Origin of the sequence: Pseudomonas sp. Irchel s3b2 (assembly GCF_900187445.1) — a bacterium.
GTDB lineage: Bacteria > Pseudomonadota > Gammaproteobacteria > Pseudomonadales > Pseudomonadaceae > Aquipseudomonas.
Map to the genome: position 1 here is coordinate 525172 of NZ_FYEB01000001.1, position 16443 is coordinate 541614.

Genomic DNA, 16443 nt, shown 5'->3' on the forward strand with positions numbered 1-16443 from the left:
TTCAGGCCATTTCCTGCTCGACGCAGGCTTTGATCACTTGCTCGCGTAGCCAAGTGTTGGCGCTGTCCTGATCGACGCTTTGACTCCACTGCATGTTCAGGGTGAAGCCCGGCAGGCCGTTGGGCGCTTCGCAGTGATTGAAAATTGCATCGTTGGCCAGCAATTGCTGGATGCGTCGAGGCAGTGTCAGGATGAAATCGGTGCCGGTGATCATCTTCAGCGCCGCGCTGTAGCTGTTGGAGCGAGCGACAATCTGTCGTTTGTGGGCTTGTTGAGCAAGCCAACCGTCGACCATATTGGTAGTGGATGTCCAGGGCGTCGGGAACACATGCCGGCGTTGAGTGAACGCTTGCAGGCTCAAGCGCGGTTCCAGCGGCGTGGCGCGTTTGTCGAAGACGCAGACCAGGTCATCTTCCAGCAGCATCCTGAAGTTGAAATCGGTGTGGCTGCGATGAAAATTCGGGCCGAAACAGATCACCAGGTCGAGGCTGCCGTCGCGCAGTTCTTCGGCCGGGATGTCGGTTTCGAACTTGTGCATGTTGACGATTACTGGCAGGTCGGCGAAATCGAAGCTCTTCAACAGGCGCGGCAGGATCAACTGCTCGAAGTACTCCGGCGCGCAGATATTGAAGGTGACCGGTTGCAAGGTCGGGTCGAAGGTCGGTGTCCCGGCATGACACAGGTTGATGCTTTCGAGAATTTTCAGCACATGGGTATGCATGGTGCTGGCTTTGTAGGTGGGGCGCATACCCATGCGGGTATTGATGAATAACTCGTCTTCGAAACTGGTGCGCAGTTTTTTCAGGCAGTAACTCACAGTGGACTGGCTGACGCAGAGCGCCTCCGATACACCGGTGACGCTGCTTTGCTCATACACGGCGACAAACACCATGAGGTCCTGCATGTCGAGCTTTCTAAGCAAGTTACTGTTCAGCATCCATTCTGTCTCGCTGTGCCCTTTGCGCTGACTGTGCGCAAACGTGTGCGAACGATCCTAACGGAACGATGGTGCCAAGAGAATGCCTTGTAGGATTTTTCATGGTCAGTTGTGGGACAGAAAATGTTACGAACACGACCTATGAATTCAATCTCTTGAAAGCTGGCCAGAGGCCTTTAACGCTGATGGCTGCGCGGGGATCGCCTCGCGGCTGGATATTAGCAGCGCCAACATGCCAGCGCCTACCAGTAACGCGCCGATGATTTCCTGGGCGAGTGGCGATTGGCGTAGCCAGAACCAGTGGAACAGTGTGATGAATAGAGTGCTCAGGTAGATGTAGGAAATGACCGAGGAGGGTGCGATGACGCCAATGGCTCGATGCAGTAGCCAGAAGGTCGCCAAGGTGGCGAACAGTGCCAGATAGATCAACCACCAAAGATCGCTCACAGTCAGCAACGACGCCGATCGCCAGCCGCCGCTGAACCCACAGAACGCCAATAGAAACAGCGCGCCGAACAGCATGTTCCAGAAGGTCATGCCCACCGGGCCGCGCCCCTTGAGGCTATTGACCTTGAATCGTTGACTCAGGGGCGAGTAGAGCGCCATCGCCAGGCAGCCGACCCCATACACCGACACTGCATACAGCGATGGCAGTTCACCGGGGGCTGCACCTTTCCACACCAGCAGCACGGCACCGGCTGCGGCAATCAGCATAGGCAATACGCGTTGTTTCAGTCTGTTGTCGGGTATCAGGAAGGCTTCGAACAGCAGCGTCAGCAACGGCACCAGCGCGAACATCGTTCCGGTGTTCACTGCCGAGGTGTAGCGCAGCGCTTCGAACAACGAACCGAAATAAAGCGCCAGCAGCATACCGAGCACCGCATGGTTGAGCAGTCCTTGGATGTTCATGGCGGTGTCGCCCTTGAACAGCAGCAGGGGTAAAAACACCAGGGCGCAAAGCAGCAGGCGCAAACCGGTGAGCAGAATCGGGTCGATGGCCTGGCTGACCTGGGCTGCCGCGGAAAACGAGACGGCAATCAACAGTGCCCAGAGCAGCATGCCGACGTGAGCGGCAGCAAAACCTGTGCGTTTCATGATGGGGGGCCGGGTCAATGAATGTGTTTGGCGTAATGCCGCGGATCGAAGCGCAGAGCCATCAGGATCATCAATGCCATGACGCCAGTCAGTGACCACCAGGCCCATTCGAAACTGCCCAACTGATCGCGAATTATCCCGGCCATCAGCGGGGAAAGGCCGGCGATCAGGTAACCGATACCCTGCACGAAGGCAGTCAGCCCGCCTGCGCGTTGGGGACTGTCCAGATGATCCAACGACACGATCAGGCTCATCGGGAACAGTCCGCCGATGCCCAGTCCGAGCAGGCAAGGCCACAGCAGGCTCAGGTGTTGCGGGCTCAGAATCAGCCCGCAGAAACCGACCATGATCAGCGTCAGCAATACCACCAGCACCAGCCGCCGGTCGCGACTGCGATTGGCGATGGCGGGTACCAATAGCCCCGACAACACTTCCATGGCGGTCAAAAAGCCCAGCAACAAACCGGCCTGTTGTTCGCTCCAGCCTTTTTCCACGTAGTACGGCGCCAGCCAGGCCAGCACACAGGTATAGGACGCCGTGCCGAGGCCGAAGAAGATCGCGAGTAACCAGGCGCGGGAATGGGTGAAAAAGGATTCTTTGCCTGATGATTTGGCATCCAGCGTCGGCATTCCCGGGCGTTGGGCGCACCAGAACAGCAACGCCACCAGCGCCAGCGCTGCCCAGATCGCCAAGCCCATTCGCCAACTGTCGGTGCGGGTCATCACCAGCGGCGCAAACGACGCCGCGATTGCCGCGCCGCCCATGATCGACGTCACGTAGAGGCCCATGCACACGGAAACGTTGTCGCTGAAACGGGACTTGATCAGGGTGGGCATTATCGCCTGGATCAACGCAATGCCGATGCCGGCCAACACGGCACTCAAGATCAGCTCCGCCGCAGAATCGAGGAACAGCCGCGACACTGTGGCAAGGCCAATGATCAACAGCGACAGCACCACGGTACGTTGCTCGCCCAAACGCTGACTAATACCGATGCCGAAGAACATCGCCAGCCCCATGGCCATGACTGGCAGCATCGTCAGGAGCGAGGCCAGGCTGAAACTCAGCGGGATATCACCGCGAATGGCTGATAGCAAAGGACCGACAGCAGCCATGGACGGACGCAGGTTCAGGGCAACAAGAATGATGCCGAACATCAGCCAGAAGGCAGGACGGGAGGTTGCGCGAACGTTTTCCATAATCGGACCTTCAGGAACAAGGAGCCAATTAGGCGCGCGAGCCCTGGAGGCGGCAAATCAGAAAGTCTGGAGCAGTATTTAAAAATTAAATAGCTGTGATGCAACGCAGATCTAATGTGGGAGGGGGCTTGCTCGCGAAAGCGGAGTATCAGTCGACAGAGATGTCGGATGTGACGGCCCCTTCGCGAGCAAGCCGGCTCCCACATTAGTCCTTCGGTGTTTGGTAGATTTTGTTTACTTAAGGCATTCAGTGAATGTTTAGCCAATCCACACCCAAGGTTCTTCAAAACCCGATTTAACGACTTAACCGCCCATGTGACGCTGCGCTCATCTGTTTACAGCGGTCTTCTCTATGGACGATTGTCCGGTCGCACTTCCCTCCGAACTGGCTTTTTGGGCGCTATGGCACTGCCGCCACGCGCGCCCGCCGGATTCTTGCATGTCCCGTTGATTGTTCTGACAGGTCTCGCGCTGTGCGCCGGGATCAACCCGGCGGCGCCTGTGCGTTTGCCTGACGCGGATAGACGAGAATTCCCATGAGTTGTGCCACGACATCCTTCGCCACGAAAGAACAAGCCCTGACCTTCCTGGAACACAATCCTGATATCGAAATGTTCGAGCTGTTCATCGTCGACAACAACGGAGTGCCACGGGGCAAGTTGCTGCATCGCGATGAACTGCTGGCGGTGTACGAAAGCGGGCGGCCGCTGCCGAGTACCATTCTGGGCCTGACCATCAATGGCGATGACGTAGAAAATTCCGGGCTGGTCTGGGACGTCGGTGATATCGATTGCCGGGCCTACCCGATCAGCGGCAGTTTGCAGCGCATGCCGTGGCGATTGATTCCCACGGCGGCGGTGCAGGTCAGCATGCATCCGAAAGAGGGCATGCCCGCGACCATCGCCGACCCACGGCACCTGCTGGCCAAGGTCATCGAAAGCTTGCAGGCCGACGGTTATTACCCGGTGATGGCGGCGGAGCTGGAGTTCTATCTGCTGGATCAGCAGCGCGACAGCAACGGTCGGCCGCAGCCGGCGCGGGATGTCGATGGTGGGCGGCCACGCGCCACGCAGGTTTACGGCTTGCGGGAACTGGAGCAAATCGAGCCGTTTCTGGCCGACCTTTACAGCGCCTGCAAACTTCAGGGCATTCCGGCGCGCACGGCAATCTCCGAATATGCGCCGGGGCAGGTGGAAATCACCCTTGAACACCGCCCCGATGCGTTGCAGGCGATGGATGAAGCGGTGCGCTACAAACGGCTGGTCAAGGGTGTGGCCCACAAACACGGAATGACAGCCTGCTTCATGGCCAAACCTTTCGATGATCTGGCCGGCACCGGCATGCACATGCACGTCAGCCTGGCGGACAAGGACGGCAACAACCTGTTCGCCAGCGAAGCCCCGGACGGCACCCTGCTGCTCAAACACGCGGTCGGCGGGATGCTCGACACGTTGCTCGATTCGTTGCTGCTGTTCTGTCCGAACGCCAACTCGTACCGTCGCTTCCAGACCAACAGCTACGCACCCCTGGCGGCTACCTGGGGGGTGGATAACCGCACCGTAAGTTTGCGAGTGCCCGGCGGGCCGGCGTTCTCCCGGCATATCGAACACCGTATCTGTGGGGCCGACGCCAACCCGTACCTGGCGGCTGCGGCGATCCTGGCCGGGATTCATCGCGGCATCCGCGAGCAACTTGATCCTGGAGCCCCCGTGGAAGGCAACGGGTACGCCCAGGCTACGCAATTGTTACCAACCGACTGGTTGACCACATTGCGAGCACTGGAGGCTTCGAACTGGGCGCGGGAGGCATTCGGCAGTGAGTTTCTTGGCGTGTATCTGGCGGTGAAACGTGCCGAATACTGGCAGTTCATGGGCGAAGTCGGTGAGCAAGACTGGCGCTGGTATCTGCATCAGGCCTGAATTTAGTGTCCTGTCTCGCCAATACTGTTCCTTTTTGACGGCGTCAAAAGAGGAACCGTATTGGTGAGACAGGACACCCAGTGTTGAAAGTTTGGGCCTAATGCCATGAGCCAACTAATCGTTGGCTTCTTTTTCACGAAAAATTGAGGGTTGGCTGCTTAAGATTTGTGTTGTCGCGGTAAATGAAGTTTTCACATTTACCGCGGGCACTTCTTTTCAGGAACAGCCGATCATCATGTTGAAGTTCAAAGCCGTGCGCCCCGAGTGGGTGGCGTTGATTGCCAGTGCCTTTTTATTGGCAGGGTTCAATTCAGTTCTCTGGCAACACCTCTTCGATATCACCGCTGCAGACGGTCAAGGCATCGCCATGCGTGTCGCGTTCGGGGTGATGATCCTGGCGGTCTTCAACATTGTGCTGACCTTGCTTTCATTCCGGCCTGTGATGAAATCCGTGTTGACACTGATCTTTTTGGTCAGTGCCGGCGTGGCCTATTTCATGAGCCAATACGGTGTGCTGATCGATGTCGGTATGTTTCGTAACTTCGCAGAAACCAATGCCACAGAAGTGCGCGACTTACTGTCCTTGAAGTTGTTTGTTTATATTATTTTGCTCGGAGTTTTGCCGTCGTGGTTGTTGTGGAAGACGCCAGTTAATTACCGTCGTTGGCACCGGGAGTTATTAAGTAAAGTGCTGGTGAGTGTCGCCTCGGTTGCGGTGATCGGTGGTGTCGCCCTGGTCAACTATCAAGGCCTGTCGTCGTTGTTTCGCAATCACCATGAATTGCGCTTGATGGTGGTGCCAAGCAATTACATCGGTGCCTCGCTCGGCTATCTGCGCGAGCAAGTCGTTTCTGCCCGGCAGCCCTTTATCAAACTCGGTGAAGACGCTCGGAAAAACCCGATCTGGCAGACCCACGGCCGTAAATCCCTGACGGTACTGGTGGTGGGTGAAAGTGCCCGGGCGGAGAACTTCGGCATCCTGGGTTATGACCGCGACACCACGCCCACACTGGAAAAAGAATCCGGCCTGATTGCCTTCACCGATGTGCATTCTTGCGGCACGGAAACGGCCGTGTCGGTGCCTTGCATGTTTTCCAACATGGGCCGCAAGGATTACAACGCCAGCAAGGCAAAGAACGAGGAAGGTCTGCTGGATGTGCTCAAGCACGCCGGTCTCGAGGTGATCTGGCGCGATAACCAGTCGGGCTGTAAAGGCACCTGCGATCGGGTCACTGTCGACGACGTGAGTAATCTGAAAGACCCGGTGCTGTGCGCCAACAGCGAGTGCCGCGATGAAATTCTTCTGCAAGGTTTGCAGCACTTCATCGACACGCTGGATAAAGACACCGTGCTGGTACTGCATCAAATGGGCAGTCACGGTCCGGAGTACTTCAAGCGCTACCCGAAAGAATACGAACACTTCACCCCGGTGTGTGAAAGCAATGCACTAAACAATTGCAGCCGCGAAAGTATCGTCAATGGCTACGACAACACATTGGTGTACACCGATCATGTGCTGTCGACCCTGATCGATCTGTTGCGAAGCAACCAGGACAAAGTCGATACCGCGATGCTTTATCTGTCGGATCACGGCGAATCGCTAGGCGAATACAACCTGTTTCTTCATGGCACGCCTTACCTGCTGGCGCCGGAACAACAGAAGCATGTAGCGATGCTGGCGTGGTTCTCCGACAGCTATCAAAAGTCCTTTTCGGTCGACACCCATTGCCTGCAACTGAGTCGTGAAAAGCCCTTGAGTCAAGACAACCTGTTCCATTCGATGCTTGGCCTGCTGGAGGTCAACAGCAAGGTCTATAACCCGGAGCTGGACATGTTTGCCGGCTGCCGCGGTGCAGTGATCGACGGTGTTCTGGCCAAAAAATGAGTGATTCGACCTTTTTTTCACGTAGCGACCACTAACCTGTGGCGCCAGGAACGTCCAACAAGAGCCATTGCACATGTCCGCGCTGCCCCCATCCGCCATCGAACTCGAGTTCGCCCGGCGCTACGATCAGGAACACGCCCGCGTCTGCCTTCAGTCGCGACCGCGTGGCCTGGCGGGGCGTTTGACGTTCTGGCGCGATGAGCAACTGGTGCGTAATGCGCTTCAGGTCGCTGGCGAACCGGGGCTGATTCTTGATGTAGCCTGCGGAGTCGGGCGCTTCTGGCCGGTACTGGCCGAGCATGCGAATCGGGTGATTCTTGCGACCGATCCGTCTCAGGACATGCTCGATCATGCCCGCATCCATCATTCGCAGCAGTTGCTGGAACGGATCAAGACCTTTCAAAGTTCAGCCTTCACCATCGGTTTGTCGGCGAACGCAGTTGACTGCATTTTTTGCATGCAACTGTTTCAACACCTCGCCAGTCCTGAGCATCGGTTGACGATGCTGGGCGAGTTCCACCGGGTCAGTCGCGATACAGTGATTGTGGCAGTGCGGGTTGATGGGGGGTTCAAGCTGCGCCGATCGGACGTGGAGGGCGCAGAGGTCCAGCCGCAGGCGAGCAAGGCCGAGCTTGAGGCCGAGTTCAGGCAAGCGGGTTTCCACTTGCTCAGCCATCAGGACTTCCTGCCGGGTTGCGCGCGGATGCGGGTCTACGTGTTGCGTAAGGGCAACTAATCTCCACCTGTCAGACAATTCTTGCTGTTCTGCAGGTATTTTCGCTAAAGCTCTTGTTCAGTGGATGCGCGGAAATCGCCGGGGGCGATATATACTGCGCGCCATTCTTCAAGGGAGAGCCGTGTGGCCATCGATATTCACTGGATTCGCGACAACGATAGCCTCGGTCAGTTTTGTGCCGAGTGGCAGCAGCTGCCATTCGTTGCCCTCGACACCGAATTCATGCGGGTCGACACCTTTTACCCGATTGCAGGCCTGCTGCAGATCGGCGATGGCGTACGCGCTTACCTGATTGACCCGCTGACCATCGACAATTGGCAGCCGTTGGCCGCGTTGCTGGAAAACCCGGCCGTGGTCAAAGTCGTGCATGCGTGCAGCGAAGACCTGGAAGTATTACTGCGCCTGACCGGCAGCTTGCCGGCGCCGCTGTTCGACACCCAACTGGCCGCCGCTTACCTGAACCTCGGTTTCTCGATGGGCTATTCGCGGCTGGTGCAGGAGGTGCTCGGCATTGACCTGCCCAAGGGCGAAACCCGTTCCGACTGGCTGCAACGTCCGCTGTCCGACACCCAGATCAGCTACGCCGCCGAAGACGCTTTGCATCTGGCGGAAGTTTTCGTACAGCTGCGTCCGAAGCTTTCTGACGAAAAATACGCCTGGGTCCTGGAAGACGGTGCCGAGCTGGTGGCCAATCTGCGTCGCGAGGTCGACCCGTATGAGGTCTATCGCGACGCCAAACTGGCCTGGAAACTGTCCCGTGCCCAACTCGCTGTGTTGCGTGAACTTTGCGCCTGGCGTGAGACGCAGGCCCGTGCCCGTGATCTGCCGCGCAACCGCATCGTCCGTGAACATTCCCTGTGGCCGTTGGCGCGCACGCAACCGGACAACCTTGGCGCGCTGGCGAAAATCGAAGACATGCACCCGCGTACCGTGCGTCAGGACGGCGAATTTCTGCTTGATCTGATCAAGCGCTCTGGCAGTGTGTCGCCTGATCAATGGCCGCCAGCAGTGCCGGAGCCGTTACCGGTGGAAGCCGCCGCGCTGGTCAAACAGCTGCGCGCCATCGGCCAGGCCGAAGCCGAGCGCCTGAACATCGCGCCAGAGCTGATGCTGCGCAAGAAAACCCTGGAAGCGCTGCTCAAGAGCGGCTTCCCCAATGGTCCTTACCAATTGCCTGATTCGCTGCGTGGCTGGCGCCGCGAATTGATGGGCCAAGCGCTGCTCGACAGCCTGGCCACCGCCGGAGAACAGCCTTGAAACGTATTTGTTCCATCTACCAAAGCTCCAAGCGCAGCGGCATGTACCTTTATGTGCTCAAAAGCGATGCGCTTGAACGTGTGCCGGAAGCGCTGATGCTGGCCTTCGGCAAGCCGAAACATTCCTTCGATCTGGTGCTGTCGCCCGAGCGCAAACTGGCCAGTGAAGACATCGTCGTCGTGCTGGAAAACCTCGACAAGCAGGGCTACCACCTGCAAATGCCGCCGGCCGAAGACGAATACATCGAGCACCTGCCGGAAGAATTGCTGCGACGCAACGATCCGATGTAGTCGACAGACAGGCTCTGTTCAGAGCCTTCATGAAACACTGGAATGATTTTGACTATGGCCAGGGCGATGGAGTGATACTCCGTCGGCGGCCGTCTGCACTGTTTTTGAAAGGTTTGAACCATGCGCGTTCTGATTGCTGAACACGACCATCCTGTGTATGCCCAACTGTTGCGTCAGGCAGCGCCTGATCTGGAAGTACTGACCAGCGGCGACTCCGCCGAACTGGCCCGTCAGGCCGCCGAGTGCCAGGTCTGGCTCGGTCAGCCGGATCTGCTGGCGACCTTGCTGCGTCAGGGCCACGAACCACAATGGTTGCAATCGACCTGGGCCGGCATCACGCCGTTGCTGGCCGACGGCTTGCCGCGGCACTATCGCCTGACTCGCGCGGTAGGGATTTTCGGTCAGGTCATGGCCGAATATGTGCTGACTTACATGCTCGGCCACGAGCGCGAAGTACTGGCGCGGTTGGTCAGCCAGGTCGAGCGAAAATGGGACAGCCGCCAGAGTCAAAGCCTGGCAGGACGCAAGGTGTTGATCGTCGGCACCGGTGACATCGGTCAGACCGTGGCGCAGTTTCTGCTGCCGTTTGGCGTCGAGTTATATGGCATCGCCAGCACCGCCCGGGCACAGGCGCCTTTTGTCGAAGTCGGCGCGCTGAGCGATTTGCCGCGCCTGGTCGGTGAAGTGGATTACGTGATCAATCTGCTGCCGAACACTCCGAATACTCACGACCTGTACGACGCCGCACTGTTCAAGCAGTTCAAGCCGACGGGATTGTTCATCAACGTCGGGCGCGGCGTGGCGGTGGTCGATGCAGATTTGGTGGAAGCCTTGAAGGAAGGGCATCTGGCCGGAGCCGTGATCGACGTCTGCCGTCAGGAGCCGCTGCCGCAACGCCATCCGTTCTGGACCGCGTGGGGCCTGTTATTGACCGGCCACAGTTCGGCACCGACTTCGCCACCGATGATGGTGAAGTTGTTTGTCGAGAACCTGCGGGCGTATCAGGCGGGCGAAGCGTTGCGTGGGGAAGTGGATTTCGCGCGCGGGTATTGAATTTACCTAGCGGACCGTTCCCACGCGCAGCAAAGGAATGCCGCCAGGGACGCTCCGCGTTCCGCTTCGGATGTGGCGCAGAGCGTCACGGGATGCATTCCTTTGCTGCGCGTGGGTACGATCGGGTCCGGCGCGCTTAGAGGGTGAAATCGCCTTCGGCGGTCAATTCGCTCAACGGACGACGCGGGCTTGGCTCTTCGCGCGCTTGCAGGTACTCGGCCAGCGTCGCCTTGTCGCCCAGCTTACCGATCGCCACTGCCGCGTGCAGCGCATAACCTTCAGGAATATTCAGCTCTTTGCGGGTCAGCTCCTGATCAAAGCCGGCCATGCCGTGGGTGTGCCAGCCGCTGATGCTCGCTTGCAGGGCCAGATGGCCCCAGGCCGAGCCGGTGTCGAAGGTGTGCCACAGCGCCGGTGTTTCTTCGGTGGCGCCAGGTATCGCAAAGGTGGTTTTCGAAACCACGATCACCAGCGCCGAGGCGTGCTGCGCCCAGCTGCGGTTGAACTCGTTCAGCAGGCCCAGGTAACGCTCCCAGTTCGGCGTGTCGCGACGCGCATAGAGAAACCGCCAAGGCTGCGAGTTGTACGCCGATGGCGCCCAGCGTGCAGCTTCGAAGAAGCTCAGCAGGGTCTCTTCGGCAATGGTTTCGCCGGTGAAGGCACGGGGCGACCAGCGATCGGTGAACTGAGGGTGAATGGCGTAGTCGGCAACGCGTGGATTGGCACTCATCAAGAGATTCCTTGCGACGTTTGAAAGTGAAGGGCGACGCAAAACCCTACTTGGCGGCGCAATAACTGACAAGCGCGTTCTACCGACAGTCGCCAATGCTTGGCCCGCCGGGGTCTTGGCACTAGACTGGCGGCCTTTTCACCACCTGATGTTGATGCTTGAGCCATGGCCGCCAAAGTCGAACCGTTCTGGATACGCAAAACCCTCGATCAACTCGATCAAGAGGAATGGGAATCGCTGTGCGACGGCTGTGGCCTGTGTTGCCTGCAAAAACTCGAGGACGAAGACGACAACGCCGTCTACTACACGCGTATCGCCTGCAAACTGCTGGACCTCAAAACCTGTCAGTGCACTGATTACCCCAATCGCCGCGACTTTGTGCCCGATTGCATCCAGCTCACGCCGGGCAAGGCTGATGAATTCAAATGGCTGCCGCCGACCTGCGGCTATCGACTGGTCAGCGAAGGCAAGGATTTGCCGCTCTGGCATCACCTGGTGTGCGGTGATCGCGAGGCGGTGCATCACGAACGTATTTCCCAGTCAGGGCGCATGCTCGCTGAGGGCAGCGTGGCCGAAGACGATTGGGAAGACCATCTGATTTTTCGCGCGGGTTAATTGGTGGCGAGGGAGGCGCTTGCTCCCGCTTGAGTGCGTAGCACTCACAAAATCGGCAGTGATTACAAGAATTTGGGGCGCGCTACGCAGCTCAGCGTCGGAACGCGGCCTGGAGCAAGCTCGTTCGCCAATAGGAGTGTGTATGGCTGTGGGAGTGCGGCGGGCGCTGGCTGTCGGGCTGCTGGCCCTGAGTTTGCCTGTGTGGGCGGCGAAGAAAGTCGATCTGGATTATCACGTGCGCCTGTTGCCGCAGAGCGATCAGGCCGAAGTGCGCTTGACCCTGGCTCAAGGCTCGGCGGTGCGCAGCCTGGATTTCGACTTGGGCGACGGCAGTCACTACAGTGATTTCAAAGCCGATGGCCAATGGCTGCTCACACAGGGTAAACAGGTTCGTGGCGTTTGGCGTCCGACCGCCGACAAGGCCAGCCTGAGCTACCGCGTGCGCATCAGCCACGGGCGCAAGAGCGGCAGCTTCGACACACGCATGACGTCGACTTGGGCATTGATGCGCGGAGACGATCTGGTGCCGGCAGCCAGACTCGATCAACAGGACGGCATCGAACTGGTTTCACGCCTTGAATTCGAATTGCCCAGCGGTTGGAAAAGCGTCGAAACCGCTTGGCCACGGATCGGCCAACACAAGTTTCGCATCGATAACGCCTCGCGCCTGTTCGACCGTCCCACCGGCTGGATGCTCGCCGGCCACCTCGGCAGCCGTCGCACGCGACTGGGGGAAACCGAGGTCACCGTCGCTTCGCCCCAGGGGCAGGGCATGCGCCGTATGGACGTGCTGACGTTGCTGACCTTCGTCTGGCCGCAAGTGCAGGCGGTTTTTCCGCGTCACCCCAGCAAGCTGCTGATTGTCGGCGCCAATGACCCATTGTGGCGCGGCAGCTCGGCTGCACATGAATCGATCTACCTGAACACGCGTCTGCCGCTGGTCAGTGAAAGCGGCACCAGTGCGCTGGTGCGTGAATTGGCTCAAGTGTTCGGGCGGATCAACGACAGCCAGCGCAGCGACTGGATCAGCGAAGGGTTTGCCGAGTATTACGCCATCGAGCTGGTGCGCCGCGCAGGCGGCATGAGTGATGAGCGGTATGAGGGCCTGCACAGCAAGTTGATCAAGGACAGCCAGAAGGTCAGCACTTTGCGCGGTGAGCAGATCAACCCGGCGCAGGTGGCCAAAGCGGTGGTGTTGCTACAGGAACTGGACCGCGAGATTCGCCTGAAAACCCGCAACAAGCGTTCGCTGGATGATGTGTTGCGTGGGGCAATGCGTTTGGAGAGTGTGGATACCAAGGAGTTCATCCAGCTCGCGGAAAGCGTTATTGGCGAGCCTTCCAGAGTGCTCGATACCGGGTTGCTTCAGTAATACCGCCTTCGCGGGCAAGCCTCGCTCCTACAGGATTTGTGGCGTATACAACATGTGTGATCACCGCCAATTACTGTAGGAGCGAGGCTTGCCCGCGAAGAGGCCCAGAGTCCCACCGCAAATTTCGGATCAAACCCCAGCCTTCGGCGAGTTCAACGAATCATTTCCCGTCACGGTCGCCGTGCTGGTCGCCGCTTCGGCATTGGCTTTCATGCGGCTCAGCTCATCCCCGGCGCGCTCGATTCTCGCGCGTGCGTTTTCCATGTCCTGACGGTTCTTTTCCAACAGTCTTTTTGCCGAGCAATGCCCGGTGATTCCCCGGGCCAGAGCCATGCCGCCGATGGCTATTTCAATCAATCCGAACACGCCGCCACGTCGCAGACCCTTGCTCAGCATGACCACGCCACCCGCCAGGGAGCCGGCGCGTTCCCAACCATGAACGTTCTGTACGGAGGGGCTCTGGAACGGGGTGGTTTCGATACGTTCTACAGGGTTGAACTCGCGCATGATCTGTCTCCAGGCAGGGAAGGGTTGCTTCAGCAATAGATATTTAGCTGACTGCCTGGGCGAGCGGCTTGTTCCATCGAATATGCGGCAATTCAGCGGAATTTCGGACCCGAGCGGGTGTTGTTGCCCTTGGCCATGCGGTCGTACAGCACAACGTTGACGGTGGCCGCCAGGTTCATGCAGCCGGTGGTCGGGATGTAGACCACGTCTTCGCACCAGTCGCGGATTTCTTTATCCAGCGAGCCGTCTTCGGGGCCGAAGATGTAGAGGGCGCGATCCGGGTGAGTGTATTCCGGCAGCGAACGGGCACCGTCGACCAGTTCGACCGCGACCGGCACACAGCCCAGGGGCAGGATTTTTTTCAGATCGTCGATGCCGATCAGCGGAATGTCGTAATGGACTCTCTTGGTGTCGGTGACGAAATCGGCGGCGCGCTCATAGCGCTTGCCGGTGTAAAACACCGACGCCACGCCATAGCAGCCGGCGGCGCGCATCACCGAACCGACGTTCTCCGGTGATTTGGGGTTATACAAACCAATGCAGCTGTACCGTTTGTCTGCCACGAGCGGGGTGCCTTCGGGGAAAAAACGGCGATTATACGGGGATTGGGGGAGGGGTGTTCAGTGATCGTTCCCACGCTCTGCGTGGGAACGATCAATAACGAATATCTTCAGTCTTCTTTCTTCATCAACCCCGCCAACGCCGCAAACGGATTATGCGTAGCCTTGGCAATCTTCGGCGTACTCAGCGAGCCTTCATCAAAATACTGCTGATCGGTATACCGCGAGTGTTCGTTGTCATGGCAATACAGGCACAACAGCTCCCAGTTCGAACCGTCCTGAGGGTTGTTGTCATGGTTGTGATCGCGGTGGTGCACGGTCAGTTCGCTCAGGCGCTTGCCGGAGAATTCACGGGCGCAGCGGCCGCACACGTGCGGGTACATCTTCAGAGCCTTGTCGCGGTAACCCATTTCCTTGTCGCGCTGATTGTCGGCAAGGATGCGGTCCAGCTTCGATGTGTTGGTTGGGGTGGACGAACTCATGGGTTCACCTTTGTAAAATGACTAATGACGGTATTAAGCGAAGTTTAGCTCAGCCCTTGAGCTTCTCGGCAATCCAGATGGTGTGGCGGGTGCCCTTGTTGCCGTGGGCGAAGACTTGCACTTCTTCGGCCTTGAAACCGGCTTTTTTCAGCTTGTCGGAAAACTGCCGGTCGGCGCTGGCCGACCACACCGCCAGCACGCCTTTGGGGCGCAGGGCCTTGGCGCAGGCACTCAGGCCTCCGGCAGAGTAGAGCCAGCTGTTGGCCTTCTGGGTCAGGCCTTCGGGGCCGTTGTCGACGTCGAGCATGATCGCATCGAAACCTTGTGGTTCGGCTTGCAACACTTTGGCCACATCTTCCATACGGATCACGGTGCGCGGGTCGAGCAGCGGGTTGCCGGCTTTCTCACCCAGCGGCCCACGGTTCCACTCAACCACACCGGGCACCAGCTCGGCGACCACCACTTCAGCCGTCTTGCCCAAATGCTTGAGCGCCGAGGCGAGGGTGAAGCCCATGCCCAGGCCACCGATCAATACCCGCGAATTTAGCCGGCCGGCGACCTTGCGGCAGGGGATTTCGGCCAGGGCATCTTCGGAGCCGTGCATGCGGGTGTTCATCAACTGCCCGCCGTCACCGCCCTGAATCTTGATGACGAAATCCTCGCCATATTCGAACAGGCACAAGGCACCGCCGTTTTCAGGGATGGGGGTGGTGTCGAGCAGAACGAAACGTTTCATGGCGCTCTCTTGAGGAGAAATTGATATACGGAGGAAGGCAAACACGCGCAGTTGGGAGTAGCCTGCAAAAAGACAACAAGGCCAACGGAGCCATTGATGAAGCGCACCATTCTAACGGTCATTGCCCTGGCCGCGCTCTCGATAACTGCAGTGCAGGCCCAGGAGCTGCAAACCATCCCCACCAGCCCCGTGCCGATGCCCGGCTCACCCGGCACCGCCACTCCGACGCCGTATCCACAGATCACCCCGACCAGCGTGCCTAAGGCCGGCACAGGCAGTGGCGGGCCACCGCTGTTGCCGCCGATCGAAATGCCTAACCCACCCAAAGACCAGACATTGCCAGGCCTTGAACCGAGCACGACGAAAATCAAAACGCCGGGCGGGTAGTGTCTGTTTCACAAATAGTGTTTGTAAGACAGGACACTAAATCTGCTGTGAGAGCAGTTGCCCGTCGGCCATGCGCAAGCGTTTGGAGAGGGAGACGGCGAGGGCGCGGATGATCTTCGCGGCGATTTTTGGCGCATCGTTGAGCATCTTTTCCAGGGAGTCCTTGCCCAGATTGAGCAACTGGCAATTGCTCGCGGCCACGCAACTGGCCGAGCGCCGTTCACCATCGAGTACGGCCATTTCACCGAAGGCCCGACCGCTGCGCAAGGTAGCCATGGTCACCCGTTGCCCGTCGCTGTTGGTCTTCTGCACCGCGACCTGGCCGGTGTGGATGATGCACATGAAACTGCCGGCATCGCCCTCATGGAAAATCTCTTCACCTTCGGCGATGGTGCTGATGCTGAAGTAACCCGAAGCTGCCACGAAGTCTGCCGGCAACAGTTGATCGAACAGGCCGCAGTCCATCAGCCAGTCGCGAATTTCTTTGTTCAGTAAGGTCGGTTCTGACATGTCGTCACGGTCTTTTTCTTGTGTCTGTTCCGGGCACCGCCCTCTGTAGGAGCGAGGCTTGCCCGCGAAGGCGGTGTGACAGGCAACATTGATGTTGGATGTTAGTGCCTCTTCGCGGGCAAGCCTCGCTCCTACAAGGGATCGCGCCTAGTGTCTGGTGTTAAGACCGGCAC

18 protein-coding genes are annotated in these 16443 nt (G+C 58.7%); 9 read left to right on the forward strand and 9 right to left on the reverse strand.

All coding sequences use genetic code 11. The features are described from left to right. Position 1 precedes the first annotated feature (1 nt). The 3 genes from CKW20_RS02515 to CKW20_RS02525 all read right to left on the reverse strand — a co-directional run bounded on the left by CKW20_RS02515 (position 2) and on the right by CKW20_RS02525 (position 3231). On the reverse strand, positions 2-937 hold the full coding sequence (locus CKW20_RS02515; RefSeq protein ID WP_095051515.1) for a LysR family transcriptional regulator: 936 nt from the start codon (positions 935-937) through the stop codon (positions 2-4). A 147-nt stretch (positions 938-1084) separates the two neighbouring features. Beyond that, on the reverse strand, positions 1085-2032 hold the full coding sequence (locus CKW20_RS02520) for a DMT family transporter (protein ID WP_095051516.1): 948 nt from the start codon (positions 2030-2032) through the stop codon (positions 1085-1087). 14 nt (positions 2033-2046) lie between these two features. Next, positions 2047-3231: a cyanate transporter gene (locus tag CKW20_RS02525; RefSeq protein WP_095051517.1), complete on the reverse strand. Its 1185-nt coding sequence runs from the start codon at positions 3229-3231 to the stop codon at positions 2047-2049. 611 nt (positions 3232-3842) lie between these two features. Here CKW20_RS02525 and CKW20_RS02530 point away from each other — a divergent pair. The 6 genes from CKW20_RS02530 to CKW20_RS02555 all read left to right on the forward strand — a co-directional run bounded on the left by CKW20_RS02530 (position 3843) and on the right by CKW20_RS02555 (position 10371). Then, positions 3843-5150, forward strand: a complete 1308-nt coding sequence (locus CKW20_RS02530; protein WP_371857399.1) for a glutamine synthetase family protein — start codon at positions 3843-3845, stop codon at positions 5148-5150. A 235-nt stretch (positions 5151-5385) separates the two neighbouring features. Next, on the forward strand, positions 5386-7035 hold the full coding sequence (locus CKW20_RS02535) for a phosphoethanolamine transferase (RefSeq protein WP_095051519.1): 1650 nt from the start codon (positions 5386-5388) through the stop codon (positions 7033-7035). A gap of 73 nt (positions 7036-7108) precedes the next feature. Then, a complete protein-coding gene (locus CKW20_RS02540) occupies positions 7109-7771 on the forward strand; it encodes a class I SAM-dependent methyltransferase (protein WP_095051520.1) in 663 nt (220 codons plus the stop codon). A gap of 123 nt (positions 7772-7894) precedes the next feature. Then, entirely contained in the window at positions 7895-9028 is a 1134-nt protein-coding gene (gene rnd, locus CKW20_RS02545; RefSeq protein WP_030132639.1) for a ribonuclease D, read from the forward strand. Then, the gene (locus CKW20_RS02550; protein WP_095051521.1) at positions 9025-9318 is read left to right on the forward strand and encodes a YcgL domain-containing protein; all 294 of its coding nucleotides are present in this window, start codon (positions 9025-9027) and stop codon (positions 9316-9318) included. Before rnd ends, CKW20_RS02550 begins: the two co-directional genes overlap by 4 nt. A 120-nt stretch (positions 9319-9438) precedes the next feature. After that, positions 9439-10371 carry a D-2-hydroxyacid dehydrogenase gene (locus tag CKW20_RS02555; protein WP_095051522.1) on the forward strand — a complete coding sequence of 311 codons (933 nt, stop codon included), beginning with the start codon at positions 9439-9441 and terminating at the stop codon, positions 10369-10371. 136 nt (positions 10372-10507) lie between these two features. On the opposite strand, the gene CKW20_RS02560 is transcribed toward CKW20_RS02555, so the two are convergent. Continuing rightward, positions 10508-11101 carry a nitroreductase family protein gene (locus CKW20_RS02560; protein WP_095051523.1) on the reverse strand — a complete coding sequence of 198 codons (594 nt, stop codon included), beginning with the start codon at positions 11099-11101 and terminating at the stop codon, positions 10508-10510. 165 nt (positions 11102-11266) lie between these two features. On the opposite strand from CKW20_RS02560, the gene CKW20_RS02565 reads away from it, so the two are divergent. Continuing rightward, a complete protein-coding gene (locus CKW20_RS02565; RefSeq protein WP_052966452.1) occupies positions 11267-11716 on the forward strand; it encodes a YcgN family cysteine cluster protein in 450 nt (149 codons plus the stop codon). A 142-nt stretch (positions 11717-11858) separates the two neighbouring features. Next, positions 11859-13088, forward strand: coding sequence for a hypothetical protein (locus CKW20_RS02570; RefSeq protein ID WP_095051524.1), 1230 nt, complete (start codon positions 11859-11861; stop codon positions 13086-13088). A gap of 129 nt (positions 13089-13217) precedes the next feature. Here CKW20_RS02570 and CKW20_RS02575 read toward each other — a convergent pair whose 3' ends face one another. The 4 genes from CKW20_RS02575 to CKW20_RS02590 all read right to left on the reverse strand — a co-directional run bounded on the left by CKW20_RS02575 (position 13218) and on the right by CKW20_RS02590 (position 15373). After that, positions 13218-13595 (reverse strand): DUF2892 domain-containing protein, encoded by a 378-nt coding sequence (locus CKW20_RS02575; protein ID WP_030132635.1) that lies wholly within the window; start codon positions 13593-13595, stop codon positions 13218-13220. A 92-nt stretch (positions 13596-13687) separates the two neighbouring features. Beyond that, complete coding sequence (locus tag CKW20_RS02580; RefSeq protein WP_032830521.1) at positions 13688-14158, reverse strand: RNA methyltransferase; 471 nt, start codon at positions 14156-14158, stop codon at positions 13688-13690. A 107-nt stretch (positions 14159-14265) separates the two neighbouring features. Further along, complete coding sequence (locus tag CKW20_RS02585; protein WP_007898702.1) at positions 14266-14637, reverse strand: YajD family HNH nuclease; 372 nt, start codon at positions 14635-14637, stop codon at positions 14266-14268. 49 nt (positions 14638-14686) lie between these two features. Continuing rightward, the gene (locus CKW20_RS02590; RefSeq protein WP_095051525.1) at positions 14687-15373 is read right to left on the reverse strand and encodes a spermidine synthase; all 687 of its coding nucleotides are present in this window, start codon (positions 15371-15373) and stop codon (positions 14687-14689) included. Between the two features lie 96 nt (positions 15374-15469). Between CKW20_RS02590 and CKW20_RS02595 the strand changes: the two genes are divergently transcribed. After that, positions 15470-15760 (forward strand): hypothetical protein, encoded by a 291-nt coding sequence (locus CKW20_RS02595; protein ID WP_095051526.1) that lies wholly within the window; start codon positions 15470-15472, stop codon positions 15758-15760. Positions 15761-15796: 36 nt separating this feature from the next. On the opposite strand, the gene CKW20_RS02600 is transcribed toward CKW20_RS02595, so the two are convergent. Beyond that, complete coding sequence (locus CKW20_RS02600; protein ID WP_095051527.1) at positions 15797-16270, reverse strand: cyclic nucleotide-binding domain-containing protein; 474 nt, start codon at positions 16268-16270, stop codon at positions 15797-15799. Positions 16271-16443 lie beyond the last annotated feature (173 nt).

Excerpts from the sequence above, each read along its gene's own strand:
- CKW20_RS02515 (WP_095051515.1), bottom strand. The coding sequence starts at position 937 with ATGCTGAACAGTAACTTGCTTAGAAAGCTCGACATGCAGGACCTCATG.
- CKW20_RS02520 (WP_095051516.1), bottom strand. The coding sequence starts at position 2,032 with ATGAAACGCACAGGTTTTGCTGCCGCTCACGTCGGCATGCTGCTCTGG.
- CKW20_RS02525 (WP_095051517.1), bottom strand. The coding sequence starts at position 3,231 with ATGGAAAACGTTCGCGCAACCTCCCGTCCTGCCTTCTGGCTGATGTTC.
- CKW20_RS02530 (WP_371857399.1), top strand. The coding sequence starts at position 3,843 with ATGTTCGAGCTGTTCATCGTCGACAACAACGGAGTGCCACGGGGCAAG.
- CKW20_RS02535 (WP_095051519.1), top strand. The coding sequence starts at position 5,386 with ATGTTGAAGTTCAAAGCCGTGCGCCCCGAGTGGGTGGCGTTGATTGCC.
- CKW20_RS02540 (WP_095051520.1), top strand. The coding sequence starts at position 7,109 with ATGTCCGCGCTGCCCCCATCCGCCATCGAACTCGAGTTCGCCCGGCGC.
- CKW20_RS02555 (WP_095051522.1), top strand. The coding sequence starts at position 9,439 with ATGCGCGTTCTGATTGCTGAACACGACCATCCTGTGTATGCCCAACTG.
- CKW20_RS02560 (WP_095051523.1), bottom strand. The coding sequence starts at position 11,101 with ATGAGTGCCAATCCACGCGTTGCCGACTACGCCATTCACCCTCAGTTC.
- CKW20_RS02565 (WP_052966452.1), top strand. The coding sequence starts at position 11,267 with ATGGCCGCCAAAGTCGAACCGTTCTGGATACGCAAAACCCTCGATCAA.
- CKW20_RS02570 (WP_095051524.1), top strand. The coding sequence starts at position 11,859 with ATGGCTGTGGGAGTGCGGCGGGCGCTGGCTGTCGGGCTGCTGGCCCTG.
- CKW20_RS02575 (WP_030132635.1), bottom strand. The coding sequence starts at position 13,595 with ATGCGCGAGTTCAACCCTGTAGAACGTATCGAAACCACCCCGTTCCAG.
- CKW20_RS02585 (WP_007898702.1), bottom strand. The coding sequence starts at position 14,637 with ATGAGTTCGTCCACCCCAACCAACACATCGAAGCTGGACCGCATCCTT.
- CKW20_RS02590 (WP_095051525.1), bottom strand. The coding sequence starts at position 15,373 with ATGAAACGTTTCGTTCTGCTCGACACCACCCCCATCCCTGAAAACGGC.
- CKW20_RS02595 (WP_095051526.1), top strand. The coding sequence starts at position 15,470 with ATGAAGCGCACCATTCTAACGGTCATTGCCCTGGCCGCGCTCTCGATA.
- CKW20_RS02600 (WP_095051527.1), bottom strand. The coding sequence starts at position 16,270 with ATGTCAGAACCGACCTTACTGAACAAAGAAATTCGCGACTGGCTGATG.